The sequence below is a fragment of the Pseudomonas sp. LB3P93 genome (genome assembly GCF_054898025.1).
Genome location: NZ_CM142713.1, coordinates 1,076,009 through 1,089,399, shown reverse-complemented (window position 1 = coordinate 1,089,399; position 13,391 = coordinate 1,076,009). Strand labels below are relative to the sequence as shown.

Below are 13,391 nucleotides of genomic sequence, written 5' to 3'. Positions count from 1 at the left end.
ACGAGGCCAAACGATGACCGATGTACGTACACCTGCTGCCGATAATCCTGCTGTAGAACTCAGACGCGACACAGCAACAGCCACCAAGGGCTGGAGCAAACACGACACCACCTGGATGCTTGGCCTTTACGGCACAGCGATTGGTGCCGGCACGCTGTTCCTGCCGATCAATGCCGGCGTGGGCGGTTTCTGGCCGCTGCTGATCCTGGCGGTGCTGGCATTTCCGATGACCTACTTTGCGCACCGAGGCCTGACCCGCTTCGTGCTGTCCGGTCGCTCCGGAGACATTACCGAAGTGGTGGAAGAACACTTCGGCGTTGGCGCCGGCAAGTTGATCACGCTGCTGTATTTCTTCGCGATCTTCCCGATTCTGCTGGTGTACAGCGTGGCGCTGACCAACACCTTGAGCAGCTTCATGGCGCATCAATTGCACATCGCCCCGCCACCGCGAGCGATACTGTCGCTGGTGTTGATCCTCGGCTTGATGGCGATCGTGCGTTGCGGCCAGGGCGTCATCGTCAAATGCATGAGCGTGCTGGTTTACCCGTTCGTCGCGGCGTTGCTGCTGCTCGGTTTGAGCCTGATCCCAAACTGGAACGGCGCGTTTTTCGCCACCGCCAGCGAAGGCATGCCGCTGCCGCTGTTCTTCAAGACCTTGTGGCTGGCAATCCCGGTGATGGTGTTTTCGTTCAACCATTCGCCGATCATTTCTGCCTTCGCCGTTGACCAGAAACAGCGCTACGGCGAGCACGCCGAGCGCAAGAGCAGCGGTATTCTCGCCATCGCCCACGCCATGATGGTGGTGACGGTGATGTTCTTCTGCTTCAGCTGCGTACTGGCCTTGTCCCCCGCCGATCTGGTGGCCGCGAAGGCACAGAACATCTCGATCCTGTCGTACCTGGCCAACCATTTCCAGACCCCGGTCATCGCGTTTGCCGCGCCGCTGATTGCGCTGGTGGCGATCACCAAATCCTTCCTCGGCCATTACATCGGCGCCAGCGAAGGCTTTCAGGGCCTGATCGTGAAAAGCCTGCGCGGCCGTGGCCGGGTGATGTCGGCGAGCTGGCTGAATCGTCTCACCGCGCTGTTCATGATCCTCAGTTGCTGGGCCGTGGCGACCTTCAACCCGAGCATCCTGCGCATGATCGAAACCCTCGGCGGGCCGGTCATTGCGTGCCTGCTGTTCCTGATGCCGATGTACGCCATCCGCCGCGTGCCGGCCTTGCGCCAGTACTCGGGCCAGGCGTCGAACGTGTTCGTGGTGTTGATCGGTTTGATTGCACTGTCTGCGATCATTTACTCGTTCATGCCCTGAATCGGGCAGGCAAAAAGAAGGCGGGCCCCAGGGCCCGCCTCTTTTTTGCCACGATCATTGTTCGACAATTTTTCCGGCACGTCCCTTGCTACATCACCTGCGAGGCAAAAGGACTTTTGAAAACCTCAGCGAGCGGCCTGCCGATGGTCTGGTAGTGCGAACCAACCCGATCATGGCCGGTCAACAACTGCACGTTCAATCAGGCGGTGACGCATCATGGACAACCCTTTTCAGCTCATTACCGATGCCTTTGCAGCGGACTATCAGATCAACCTGAGCATTCAGGGGCTGGACGGCAGCATCATGCTGACCCTCTCCAACAGCGGCCATGTGGTTGCCAAGCGGATGATCAGCGCCGAACAACGCAATGACCCCAAGCGCCTCAAACGCCTGGTGCAAAGCATTCAGTTCGGCATCGCCATCGAACAGGGCCACAGTGCCGTGGCCATCCTCGAAGCGATGACCGATGGCGACAATCGCAATCCGCCGCCACCCCAAGTCAAAGCCCGGCCCCGCCCGACCATGGGGCTTTAAATCTCGCCCTTCTCGACTTCTGGATGTTCACCGGAACCCGCACCGATCTTGCGTTGCGGGTGTTCGATTTTCACCGAAGGGAATTGCGACGAGGCGTAACGCACCACCAGAATCGCAAATGCCAGCAGCAGAATCCCGCCGCACAGGTAGATGATGCCGAGGTCCGGCGGATTGTGGTGCGAGACATTGGAAATCAGCAGCCGCGTCAGCGCCGTGATCGCCACGTAGATCAGGAAGCGCACCGGCATGTGGTTGGTCTTGAAGTAAATCCCGACCATCGCCCCCAGTTCCAGGTAGATGAACAGCAGCAAGATGTCATCGATCTTGATGTCCCCTTCTTCGATCATCCCCAGAAATTCCATCACCGCCGCCCAGGCGGTCACTGCACCGATGGCGAACAGCGCCAGGTAATGGAAGGTCTCGACGAACAGGTTACCCAGGGACTCGGCCAGTTCGTGCACGTTCTGCCGCAGGTTCTCGGCCCAGTTGATTTTCACGATGATTCTTCCTTAGCTCGGTTCGAGCGGATGATGCGGGTTTGACGTGACGGTTGTTCTGCATGCAGAAAAAAGGCCAGAGGCACCCGTCATATGATGGCGAGGTGCTCTAAAACGCGCTCCGTGGCGTTTGGTCGCACCCCTCCCGGCCACCTCCAAACCTGTGGGAGCGAGCTTGCTCGCGATTGAAGCACCTCGGTCCACCTGACAAACCCTGATTTCGGTCTACATTAAAAAGCCACTACCCAAAGCGCAGGGATTCGCTTATCCTTTTCGCTGTATATAAATACAGTGGTCGAAACAGACAACTATCGTGAAGGCATGTGAGGTGGTGAATGGCCGTCGAAGTGGTATACCGCAGCAGCCGAGATCTGGAGCGCTTGTTCATGGATAAAGCCGAAGCTGACCGTCATGACAAAATGCTCGAACTGGCTGAATTGCTGGCTGAAGTGTTGCAAAAAGCCGTTCCGTCCCTGACCGAACAGCAAGTGGAAGAAGCCGGGATCTACATGGCGAAGAATCGCGATGTATTTGCCAAGGCATTCAAGAGCCAGCCGGACGCGTTGTCCGAACTGCTGAATGCGCCGGCTGAAGTGGTTGAAAAGGCTGAACCGGTAGAAGTGGCTGAAGCCGCTGAGCCGACCAAGCCAGCCAAAGCTGCCAAGACACCGAAGTAAGCAACGCCCGAATTGAATAGGCCCTGAGTCAAATGGCTCAGGGCCTTTTTCATGCCTGCAGTAAAGGCAGGACTCAGCGGTACAGCACTTTCTCCGCGAGCTCGTCCGCTACCCGTGCCGGGGAACGTTTTTCCGCCTGGGCATGGGCGAAGACTTCGGTCAGCCGCGAGGCGATTTTCGACAGGTGTGCGGTGATGGTCGTGAGTTCTTCGCCACGGTGTTTGAGTGAAACGTAGATCAGCCCGCCGGAATTGATCACATAGTCCGGCGCATACAAAATCCCGCGCCGCTCCAATTGATCGGCGACTTCCAGATGGGTCAGCTGATTGTTCGCAGAACCTGCCACCGCCGAGCAGCGCAGTTGCGTCACACTGTGGCTGTTGAGCACGCCGCCCAGGCCGCAGGGCGCAAGGATGTCGCACGGCGTACTGAGCAGCGCTTCGTTGGCAATCGGGTGAGCACCCAGTTGCTCCATCGCCAATTGCACCTTGCCGTGATCGATGTCGCTGACCAACAGTTCGGCGCCGGCGGCGTGCAACTGTTCGGCCAAGGCATAACCGACGTTGCCCAAACCCTGGATGGCCACTCGCAGGCCTTCGAGGTTATCGCTGCCCAGACGGGCCATGGCGGTGGCACGAATGCCGGTGAACACGCCCATCGCTGCATGCGGTGCCGGGTCGCCCGCTGAAGTGGTGCTGGTGACGTGTTGGGTCTGCTGGGCGATGCAATCCATGTCCGCCACCGAGGTGCCGCTGTCGATCGCAGTGATGTAGCGCCCGTCGAGCTGATTGATGCAGCGACCGAAAGCTTCAAACAGCGCGGCGCGGTTTTCCACATGGACCGGTCGAACAATCACCGCCACCCCGCCGCCCTGGGCCAGGCCGGCCAGCGCAGCCTTGTAACTCATGCCTTGAGCCAGGCGAATGGCATCCTCGACCGCAGACTCGTCGCTGGGATAGGCAAGGTAACGACATCCCCCCAGGGCGGGCCCCAGACGGCTGTTATGGATGGCAATGACCGCCTTCAACCCGGTGACCGAGTCGACGCTCAGATGCAGCGATTCAAGGCGAGTGCTTTGCATGAGAGCGAACATCGTCGGGCTCCCGAATCACTTCTTGTAGTCGCCAGTATAGGCTTGCGCCCAAAATTTGCAGAAGCGCACCGGAATAAGCAGCGCCGCGATGCACGCTTTCGGACATAACCCGAAACCGCATAGGTGCAGCACTGGACGAACGCCGTAGACGAGGCTAAAACGAGGCATGCCCAGGAGATTTTGATGACGCCTCGCCAACGTTTTTTTGACTGCCTGCAACGATCACCGCCCGCGCTGTTCGAGGCGGCGCTGTGGATGGCGGCCGAGCACGACAAAGAGGTGGATCCCGAGAAAGTACTGGCAGACTTTCGGGACCTGCAACAGCGGGTCAGCTATGGCTTGCCGATGCTGCCGGTGAGCGAATTGGCCCAGCCGCTATTGCGGCGGATGAATGATTTGGGGTTCGCCCAGGACGATTTCACGCCGCTGCGTCCGCAAGTGGCACTGCTCAATAAGGTACTGGAACTCAGGCGCGGCCAGCCGCTGTCCCTTGGGTTGATCGCGCTGGAGTTGGCCAAACGCCTGGAGATCCCCATGGTCGGGGTCAATTTCCCCGGGCACTTCCTGCTGCGGGTGCCGGGGGCCGATCATCTGCTGGACCCGTGCGGCGGGCGCCGCTTGTACCCCAACGATTGCCGTGAACTGCTGCAACGCCAGTACGGCCCGAACATGCAACTTAACGCCGAGCACATGCTGACCGCCGAACCGACGCAGATGCTGCAACGGCTGTCACGCAACCTGCGCCAGTTGCACCTTTCCCACGATGACTACATCGGCGCCCTGATCGACGCCGAACGCGTGCTGGAACTGGGTAACGCCAACGCAGCCGATTACCTGGCCCGGGCGAGCCTCTATCAACGGCTGGACTGCCCGAACGCCGAGCGCTTCGACCTGGAGCATGCGCTGCTGCTCAGTGACGACCCGATCCAGCGGATACGCCTGACGGAACGCTTGGGACATCTACCACCCAACTCGATCGTCCACTGATCGCAACTCCTTGTGGGAGCGGGCTTGCCCGCGATGAGGGTGTGTCAGTCGACATTCATGCAGCTGACACACCGCCATCGCGGGCAAGCCCGCTCCCACAGGGGTAGCGGTGTTAGGCCTGAGGGGTGTCTGGCTGGTTGGCCGGGTGGGCTTTCATGAACGCGGGATGCTGCGCCGCCAGTGCCGCCACTCGACGAATCTTTGGATACGGCTCCAGTGAGATGTTGAACCGCTCGGCCGCGTACAGCTGCGGGATCAGATAGACGTCCGCCAGACCCGGCAGCGGCCCAAAGCAATAACCCTCATCCCCAATCAACTGTTCAACCGTCGCCAGCCCCTGGCTGATCCAGTGCCCGATCCACTCCACCACCTGCGGCTCATCGTGGCCCAATTGCCGCAGCTTGTTGAGCACGCTGACGTTGTGCAGCGGATGCACATCGCAACCAATCACCGCCGCGATGCCACGCTCGTGAGCGCGTGCGGCGAGGTCTTTGGACAGCAGCGGCACCTGTGGATAACGCTCCTCCAGGTACTCGATGATGGCCGGTGACTGAATCAGCAGCTCACCTTCATCGGTGCGCAAGGCCGGCACCCGGCCTTGCGGGTTGACGGCCAGGTACGGTGCTTGCCGATGCTCGCCACCTTGCGGTGCGATCAGGTTGACCGGCAGTGCCTGGTAATCCAGGCCCTTCAGCGCCAACGCGATGCGCACCCGGTAAGAGGACGTCGAACGGTAGTAGGTATAGAGCTCCATGACCCAATCCTCTTAGCGCGCTGCGATCACTTTGCCACGGCATTCGCCGAAACCGATGGAGGCAAAACCGTCGCGGCTGCAACGGGCGCGCAGGATGATTTCGTCGCCGTCTTCGAGGAATTTGCGCACCTCGCCCGACGCCAGCTCAATCGGCTTTTTCCCGCCCTCGGTGATTTCCAGCAAGCTGCCGAACTGACCGTTTTCCGGCCCCGACAACGTGCCCGAACCGAACAAGTCACCGGCCTGCAACTGGCAGCCGTTGACGCTGTGGTGCGCAACCATTTGTGCCACGGTCCAGTACATGTGTTTGGTGTTGCTGAGGGTCAGGCGATGGGCCGGCAGTTTTTGCTCGCGCAAGCCTTCGGTAAGTAGCAGCACTTCCAGCTCGATATCGAACGCGCCAGCAGCTTGATCACGCTTGTCGAACAGGTACGGCAACGGCTGCGGGTCACCTTCCGGGCGCGCCGGTTGAGCACGACGGAACGGCTCCAGCGCTTCGGCCGTCACGACCCATGGCGAGATGCTGGTGATAAAGCTCTTCGACAGGAACGGCCCCAGCGGCTGGTATTCCCAGGCCTGGATATCGCGCGCCGACCAGTCGTTGAGCAGGCAGAAACCGGCGATGTGATCGGCAGCGTCGCCAATGGCGATCGAGTCGCCCATCTCGTTGCCTTGACCGATCCAGATGCCCAGTTCCAGTTCGTAATCCAGACGTGCGCACGGGCCAAACGTCGGCTCGGTCTGACCGGCCGGCAAGGTCTGGCCTTTCGGGCGGCGAACGTCGGTGCCGGACGGGCGAATGGTCGAGGCACGGCCGTGGTAGCCGATCGGCACGTACTTGTAGTTCGGCAGCAATGGATTGTCCGGACGGAACAGTTTGCCGACGTTCTGCGCATGCTCGATGCCGACGTAGAAGTCGGTGTAATCGTTGATTTTCGCCGGCAGATGCATCGCGCAATTCGCCGCCAGCGGCAGCAGTTTTGCGCCTTGGGCTTCGATCTTGCCGTGCAGGGTGCTGCCTTCAGTGAACAGTTCCAACAGACGTTCGCGCAGTGCAACGCGAGCCTCGCGACCCAGTTCGAAGAACGCATTGAGTTGACCGCCACGGGTGGCTTCGACTGCGGTTTTTGCGACGCCTTCGAACAAGCCAGCGTCCAGTGCAGCTTGCAGATCAAAAATGTGTTCGCCAATCGCCACACCGCTTCGCGGTGCCGAGCCGTTGACGCTGAAAACACCCAGCGGCAGGTTCTGCAATGGGAAATCAGCATGGCCGTTGGCGGAAGAAACCCAGCTGCGAGTAGTGGAAGTCTGAGTCATGGGTTATCTCCGGGTCGGGTCGAAAGTGGCGGGCAGCGTGGCCCAGCAGGCATCGTAATTGTTTTGCAGTTGCGGGCAATCGAGCGCGAAACGGCTCGGGCGCAGCACCTGGCTGGTCTCGAACATGAACGCCATGGTGTTGTCGATTTTCGCCGGTGCGAGTTCGGCGTTGATCGCCTTGGTGCAGGTTTCGCCGTCCGGGCCATGAGCGCTCATGCAGCTGTGCAACGACGCGCCGCCAGGCACGAAGCCTTCGGCTTTGGCGTCGTATTCGCCCTTGATCAGGCCCATGAATTCGTTCATCAGGTTGCGGTGGAACCACGGCGGACGGAAGGTTTTCTCGGCGACCATCCAGCGCGGCGGGAAGATCACGAAGTCCAGATTGGCCAGGCCGTGGACGCTGGTCGGCGACGTCAGGACGGTGAAAATCGACGGATCCGGATGGTCGAAACTGACCGTGCCGATGGTGTTGAAACGGCGCAGGTCATATTTGTACGGCACGTTATTGCCGTGCCAGGCGACCACGTTCAGCGGCGAATGATCGAGCTCGCAGCCCCACAACTGACCGAGGAATTTCTGCACCAGGGTGGTTGGTTGCCTGAGGTTTTCGTAATGCGCGACGGGCGTCAGGAAGTCCCGGGCATTGGCCAGGCCGTTGCTGCCGATCGGCCCCAGGTCGGGCAGGCGCAGCGGCGCGCCGTGGTTTTCGGCGATGTAGCCGCGGGCTTGCGGGTCCAGCAATTCAACACGGAATTTCAGACCGCGCGGCAGCACGGCGATTTCCAGCGGTTCCAGTTCCAGCACGCCCAGTTCGGTGGCGATACGCAGGCGACCCTGCTCAGGCACCAGCAGCAGTTCACCGTCGGCATTGAAGAACACGCGCTCCATGGAACGGTTGGCGCGGTAGTTGTAAATGCTGATCCCGGCCGGTTTGTCGGCGCCCGAGTTGGCGGCCATGCTCACCAGCCCGTCGATGAAATCGGTCGGTTCGGTCGGGATGTCCAACGGGTTCCAGCGCAGGCGATTGGGGGTCACTTCACCCAACGGACCTCCGGCCAGTTGCCGATCCAGCTTGACGAACGCAGGGTGATTGGCCGACGGCTGAATCCGGTACATCCAGGTGCGCCGCGCTTCACTGCGGGCCATGGTGAACGCGGTGCCGGAGAACAGTTCGGTATAGAGGCCGTAAGGGGCTTTTTGCGGGGAGTTCTGGCCGACGGGAAGTGCGCCGGGCAACGCTTCGCTGCTGAATTCGTTGCCGAAGCCTGACTGATAAGCCAGCGCTGGCGCCGTTGAATCGAGGTTCATGGAGCCTCCTGAACAGGGAGTAGGCAATGGCCTGTCGCTCTGCTGCAGAGGTCTCGGCACGCCTGGGTTATTTTTGTCGTAATTCGATTACGCATAACGTAATTTGATTGGTATTGACCGTCAAGCTATAAAGACGCCCATTCGTCCCGGGATCAGACCGCCTCATGGAAACGCCGCGCAACAACGATAAGCAGAAAGTTCGCTCGGCCGAGGTCGGTACTGACATCCTCAAGGCCTTGGCCGAGTTGTCGCCCTCAACCTCGTTGTCGCGCCTGGCAGAACATGTGCGAATGCCGGCAAGCAAGGTTCATCGGTATTTACAGGCGCTGATCGCCAGCGGTTTTGCCGAGCAGAACGCAGCGACCAACCACTACGGCCTGGGCCGTGAAGCCTTGCGCGTCGGCCTTGCCGCACTCAACAGTATGGACGTGCTGAAAGTCGCCGCCCTGCCCTTGGCCGAGTTGCGCGATGAACTGAACGAGACCTGCTTTCTGGCGGTGTGGGGCAATCAAGGCGCGACCGTGGTGCATATCGAGCCGGCGGTGCGTGCGGTGACGGTGGTGACGCAGTTGGGTTCGGTGCTGCCGTTGCTCAGCTCGTCCACTGGCCTGGTGTTTGGCGCATTTCTACCGAAACGGGAAACTGTGGATTTGCGCGATCAGGAGCTGCTAAACGCGTCCGACCACGTATTGGCGGACGATCAGACCTATATGGCCTTATGCGAACAGATCCGCGAACGCGGCCTGCATCATGTACATGGGTTGTTGATGCCTGGGGTGGACGCCTTGTCGGCACCGGTATTCAACGCCGTGGGGAATGTCGCGGCGGTCTTGACCATTGTCGGCCCGACCTCGTTATTCCACGCCGACGAAAACGGCCCGGCGGCGCAGCGATTGCTGGCAGCGACGCGGGCCGTGAGTTGGCGGATGGGGTATGAGACATCATCAAAGTCTCAAGACCAGAACTGATCAACTCCGATCATTCATCCGCTACGAGTTACTCCTTGATGTGGACCCCGACTGTCAACCGATCACGCGAGTCGTAGTCTCGGGGGTCCAGTGCGGCACAGCCACCGCAGTGACATAACTGATTCCAACCGGAACGCCCGTGACGGCCGAGAGCACGTCGGACAGATCCCTGATTGAAGACAGTAGGCCAAGTGCAGATGCCGCCGATCCTGCCGATGCGACTTTACCCAGGTACATGACGATTGCCCCGCGCCATGCGGTAGCAAAATGGGCATTGGCGCCTGCAGAATCCCCTTGGCTGGATGCAATAATTCCTTGCACGATCGAGTGAGAGATCTTCAACACGCTGACCGCGAACCCTACCGGCGGGACAAAGATCGAGATCACATCCAATGCCAGTTCGAGAAGAATCTTCGTATCCTGCCAGAACGCTTCGGCTGGAGTGGTGGTTAGAACGTCCAGATCATCAAGAGCGCGATCAATCCTGCTTTCGAATTCGGTTTTGAAGTTGTAGACCGGATTAGCTCCGCCCAAATTGGGTACTGGCAGCGGACCTCGGGGATCACGGGACTTGCTGATGTAATCGCCGACCCTACTCTGCCCACGCAACCCGGCCAGACTTCGAAGATGCTCGCCCAACAAACGGTCACTCTCGATAGCCTTGGATAACTCACCGACCCAGACAAAAGCGTGACCACTAGGCGAATTCGGGATATAGGCATACCTCACATGACTCTCACCAAAAACATACCCCCCTGCTATCCGCGCACCTTCAAGCCAGAACTCGTAAACCCCTTCGCCAGGTTTACTGCCTGGTGAAACACCCGGTGGAGTCATTGTGTCTCGATCCAGCCCCTTGATCGCCTGTATCAGCCAGTCATAATGCGGCTGCGGCAACGTGCCATTGAGCTTTTGCGTCAGCGCCGCCCTGAACATCTCATTTTTTTTCAGCTCCCGGTAAAGGTTTACCCTCAAATCATCCGGGTTCCATAGAAAGTTTGATTTCAGGTAATGGCTGTAATGCTCGCCTGGCATCAGGTCGACAAGTTTATTGAGAGTATTGGAATTCAGCTCAGTCATTGGCTTGCCTGTATCTTTCCACCAAAACTCAGAAATCCTGATATGGTCCCTGTATGTATTAGATCCAGGCACCAGAATCTTCTCGAACACGCTATTGTCGCTGCGCCACAAATGCCAATTGACAAACAACTGTGTCAGCGTCATTACACCTTTATGAAATCTCACCATAACGTGATCTGGATCAATCTTGCGATCGCCAGTACGGCCCAGATACTCATTCAACCGATTCATGACCAACGCATGGGAAAACTTGTAAAAACCCTCTATATGAAGTTTTTCTTTTGACGCGTCATAAATCGCCTTGAAGTCCGTACTCAAACGATTGAACAGGTGACGATCAGCCGCAGGAGCGTTTCGGTACCAATGGGGTGTTACTACCTTTTCTTCGGCCTCTTCCCAGTTAAGGATATTTTGAATACTGTCCTTTAACCCATTGCTATCGGTCCAGGCAACAAGATTGACCTGGTCCCACCACGCTCTGCCCTGGATCCTCTCCGTCGGTTCCCCACGTGGCCACTCCTTGCGGAATACTTCATGTTCAAGGTTATGTCGATCACTATCATGTACTTGGGTGCGAAGGTAAGCGCGACCATATTCTTCAAGTGCCCACAATCCTATATGCCTTTGCAGGCTGTCCCGATCGGAGAATTCGTACCAGTCTTTATCCGACGGGGAGCCCGGCGCATAGAGCACGTAAGGTTTGCGATTCGGGTCTCCCCCTTTTCTCCGGTAGACAATGAGATCCTTCAAGGGCTTAAAGTTATAGAAAGCTCTTAACGCAATGCCAGACGCCTCAATAGAAGGATCACCAAAGTTGTATCGCTGAACAATATCCTGCGCAGTCGAGGTGATGTGCTTTTGCAGAATTGCGCCGAACAGCGTCAATGCTGTCTTTCGCCCCAACACTTCCCGCATTGCTTCCTTGACGTTCTCCTGGCCATACACCCTCAGCCTTGCGGGTCCATACGCCAGTCGCAGATCCAGCGTTTCAATGGCCCGCACTATGTTTTCAGGCGTCAATTTGGCGATGCCGTAGTTCTTGTCCAGCGTAATGGTGTAAAGCCCTGCCCGATCATGCGCCCCATACATGAAAGCCTGGGTCAGCGTTTTCCGCTCATTGAGGTCTATCCGTTTGCCATCCGCCATCCGGACCGAATGCTGAATATTCACGAACACCGTGTCAGGGTTGACTCGTTCGTCGGTTCCCGGCGAGATGAAATCCTCTACGGCCTGTCGGGCATAGGTTGTAAGGGTCGCCACGTCTTTCGTCAATTCATGAAGCTGAATCTGGCTTTCAAGCAGGTTCCTCTCCAGACCGACATAAAGCTCCTGATTTGTGACATAGGCTTTTTTAAACCATTCGGGCCGGGCATTGTTCTGCAGAGCCTTGATCAGGAACACATTCCGCGCGTTTTCAGAGCGTACGATCGTCTCCATGGACAGAACTGCATTCACCGTCGCCCATGCCTTCTCGGTATGCGCGCCGGCGGCCATCACCTTTCGCACCTGATAGACGACATCACGACTTTGCTTTGCAAGCAGACTGTCATTGCAATGTTCAAACAGATCTTCGAGGATTCTCGTGTAACGAATCGCTGGAGCACTCGATACCAGCGCGCGCTCCTCCTCCGGCAAACCATACAAAAGTTCGGTACGGGTCGATGAATCGGACAGACGTTTTTGCAACGTTTGGTGAAGTGCTCTCGCGGTGTTGAATTTCTCTATCCCACCAAACGGGGAATAAAGAACAACCTCATGACTGCCTGCCGGGTTCAGTTCATCTCCGACAGCACCGGAAAGAGAAATAACAAAGGTGGATGCCAGCGTGAAAAAACCTCCCTGTTGTTTTTCCAAAGAGACGGCATAGCAAGAACTTGGTAGCCCCGAACCGATTAAATTGTTGATTGTCGCGACGTCTCCTTTGGGCATCAGGTTCTCACTGGCAGCCATATCCAGCTCGCGCCAAAAAAGTCGCGCCTGGAGATTGCGCATCTCACGTTTAGGCGACGCCAAAGGGCGACCAAGACTATCAACCGTAGTGGAGTCGACCCAGTACTTACTTAATCTGGAACTGCATTTTTCAGGCAGGTTTTGCATCAGCCCGGCAATCATACTTCCGACTTTTGTCACATCCAGATGCTTGAGTCTGAATTTTTCATCTACCAGATCAGCTAACTCATACATGCCATATTTATCAGCGGTGAATTTCGGGGGGCTGCCGCGCTTGCAGCATTCCAAAAACACCTCTAATAGACTACCAGTAGGTTCCGAAGGTGAGGGTCTTACACCTGATCGAACATTAATAAAACGGCGTTCTACCGAGACACCCAATTCCAGCTTTTGATACTCGTCAATCAGACAACCGTAAAGAATCGTTTTGAATGAAGGAATGCGCCTGAGTGCTTCCAGCAAATTATCCCGAGTCTCACGCATCAGATCCAGCGTTGTATTTTTTTCCACTTCGACTTGCATTATTCATCCCATCTAGTTTGATCAAAAAGAACGGCATGCCGCCGCCAACTAACTTGAAATCAAACTAAATCAGATAACCGCACCGTGAAAACTCAAAACACTTTTCAATACGTGTAAGTAAAACTTGATCTCAGCAAAGACACATCAAGAAAGAAACAAAGCATGGCCAGGCATTCTCCGCCACACCCCACTACACGCAGTCATCACGCAACTTAAACTACAGCGCCCGCCCAGCCTTAACTTTAATTCAACAATCAAACATAAAAAACTACATATAATATGAAACACCTCCCGACCGCAGCATGACCAATTAATCACAAAAAAAAACGAACAAAGAACTATTCTCGGCACTCCCTGAGTGATTTTGCCCGACATGTAAATTGCTGCTC

Annotated in this window: 10 protein-coding genes and 1 pseudogene; 5 read left to right on the top strand and 6 right to left on the bottom strand. The window is 57.3% G+C overall.

Translation table 11 applies throughout. The features are described 5' to 3' along the window. Nucleotides 1–13 precede the first annotated feature (13 nt). Together ACYZT8_RS04685 and ACYZT8_RS04680 are read left to right on the top strand one after the other, a co-directional pair. On the top strand, nucleotides 14–1,315 hold the full coding sequence (locus ACYZT8_RS04685) for a serine/threonine transporter (RefSeq protein WP_461979607.1): 1,302 nt from the start codon (nucleotides 14–16) through the stop codon (nucleotides 1,313–1,315). A 216-nt stretch (nucleotides 1,316–1,531) separates the two neighbouring features. Then, the gene (locus tag ACYZT8_RS04680; RefSeq protein ID WP_461957283.1) at nucleotides 1,532–1,849 is read left to right on the top strand and encodes a DUF3509 domain-containing protein; all 318 of its coding nucleotides are present in this window, start codon (nucleotides 1,532–1,534) and stop codon (nucleotides 1,847–1,849) included. Here ACYZT8_RS04680 and ACYZT8_RS04675 read toward each other — a convergent pair. Next, nucleotides 1,846–2,346, bottom strand: a complete 501-nt coding sequence (locus tag ACYZT8_RS04675) for a phosphate-starvation-inducible protein PsiE (protein WP_461979605.1) — start codon at nucleotides 2,344–2,346, stop codon at nucleotides 1,846–1,848. The two genes, ACYZT8_RS04680 and ACYZT8_RS04675, sit on opposite strands and share 4 nt — an antisense overlap. 335 nt (nucleotides 2,347–2,681) lie before the next feature. Here ACYZT8_RS04675 and ACYZT8_RS04670 point away from each other — a divergent pair. Further along, nucleotides 2,682–2,936 (top strand): annotated as a pseudogene (locus ACYZT8_RS04670) (YebG family protein); the annotation flags it as partial. Nucleotides 2,937–3,096: 160 nt separating this feature from the next. Here the strand turns inward: ACYZT8_RS04670 and ACYZT8_RS04665 are convergent. Continuing rightward, complete coding sequence (locus ACYZT8_RS04665) at nucleotides 3,097–4,116, bottom strand: Glu/Leu/Phe/Val dehydrogenase family protein (RefSeq protein WP_223516616.1); 1,020 nt, start codon at nucleotides 4,114–4,116, stop codon at nucleotides 3,097–3,099. Nucleotides 4,117–4,299: 183 nt separating this feature from the next. Between ACYZT8_RS04665 and ACYZT8_RS04660 the strand changes: the two genes are divergently transcribed. Then, on the top strand, nucleotides 4,300–5,103 hold the full coding sequence (locus ACYZT8_RS04660) for a SirB1 family protein (protein ID WP_461979603.1): 804 nt from the start codon (nucleotides 4,300–4,302) through the stop codon (nucleotides 5,101–5,103). 112 nt (nucleotides 5,104–5,215) lie between these two features. Here ACYZT8_RS04660 and maiA read toward each other — a convergent pair whose 3' ends face one another. The 3 genes from maiA to hmgA are packed head-to-tail and all read right to left on the bottom strand — an operon-like array spanning nucleotide 5,216 to nucleotide 8,482. After that, the gene (maiA, locus tag ACYZT8_RS04655) at nucleotides 5,216–5,857 is read right to left on the bottom strand and encodes a maleylacetoacetate isomerase (RefSeq protein WP_461979601.1); all 642 of its coding nucleotides are present in this window, start codon (nucleotides 5,855–5,857) and stop codon (nucleotides 5,216–5,218) included. Between the two features lie 12 nt (nucleotides 5,858–5,869). Next, the gene (gene fahA / locus ACYZT8_RS04650) at nucleotides 5,870–7,174 is read right to left on the bottom strand and encodes a fumarylacetoacetase (protein WP_461979599.1); all 1,305 of its coding nucleotides are present in this window, start codon (nucleotides 7,172–7,174) and stop codon (nucleotides 5,870–5,872) included. A gap of 3 nt (nucleotides 7,175–7,177) precedes the next feature. Beyond that, nucleotides 7,178–8,482 (bottom strand): homogentisate 1,2-dioxygenase, encoded by a 1,305-nt coding sequence (hmgA, locus tag ACYZT8_RS04645; protein WP_461979597.1) that lies wholly within the window; start codon nucleotides 8,480–8,482, stop codon nucleotides 7,178–7,180. Between the two features lie 164 nt (nucleotides 8,483–8,646). Between hmgA and ACYZT8_RS04640 the strand changes: the two genes are divergently transcribed. After that, the gene (locus tag ACYZT8_RS04640; protein WP_461979595.1) at nucleotides 8,647–9,450 is read left to right on the top strand and encodes an IclR family transcriptional regulator; all 804 of its coding nucleotides are present in this window, start codon (nucleotides 8,647–8,649) and stop codon (nucleotides 9,448–9,450) included. Nucleotides 9,451–9,504: 54 nt separating this feature from the next. On the opposite strand, the gene ACYZT8_RS04635 is transcribed toward ACYZT8_RS04640, so the two are convergent. Next, nucleotides 9,505–13,002 carry a dermonecrotic toxin domain-containing protein gene (locus tag ACYZT8_RS04635; RefSeq protein WP_461979593.1) on the bottom strand — a complete coding sequence of 1,166 codons (3,498 nt, stop codon included), beginning with the start codon at nucleotides 13,000–13,002 and terminating at the stop codon, nucleotides 9,505–9,507. Between the last annotated feature and the right edge of the window lie 389 nt (nucleotides 13,003–13,391).

Bases quoted from the DNA above. Each gene is read 5' to 3' on its own strand.
- ACYZT8_RS04685 (WP_461979607.1), top strand. From the start codon at position 14: ATGACCGATGTACGTACACCTGCTGCCGATAATCCTGCTGTAGAACTC.
- ACYZT8_RS04680 (WP_461957283.1), top strand. From the start codon at position 1,532: ATGGACAACCCTTTTCAGCTCATTACCGATGCCTTTGCAGCGGACTAT.
- ACYZT8_RS04665 (WP_223516616.1), bottom strand. From the start codon at position 4,116: ATGTTCGCTCTCATGCAAAGCACTCGCCTTGAATCGCTGCATCTGAGC.
- ACYZT8_RS04660 (WP_461979603.1), top strand. From the start codon at position 4,300: ATGACGCCTCGCCAACGTTTTTTTGACTGCCTGCAACGATCACCGCCC.
- maiA (WP_461979601.1), bottom strand. From the start codon at position 5,857: ATGGAGCTCTATACCTACTACCGTTCGACGTCCTCTTACCGGGTGCGC.
- fahA (WP_461979599.1), bottom strand. From the start codon at position 7,174: ATGACTCAGACTTCCACTACTCGCAGCTGGGTTTCTTCCGCCAACGGC.
- hmgA (WP_461979597.1), bottom strand. From the start codon at position 8,482: ATGAACCTCGATTCAACGGCGCCAGCGCTGGCTTATCAGTCAGGCTTC.
- ACYZT8_RS04640 (WP_461979595.1), top strand. From the start codon at position 8,647: ATGGAAACGCCGCGCAACAACGATAAGCAGAAAGTTCGCTCGGCCGAG.
- ACYZT8_RS04635 (WP_461979593.1), bottom strand. From the start codon at position 13,002: ATGCAAGTCGAAGTGGAAAAAAATACAACGCTGGATCTGATGCGTGAG.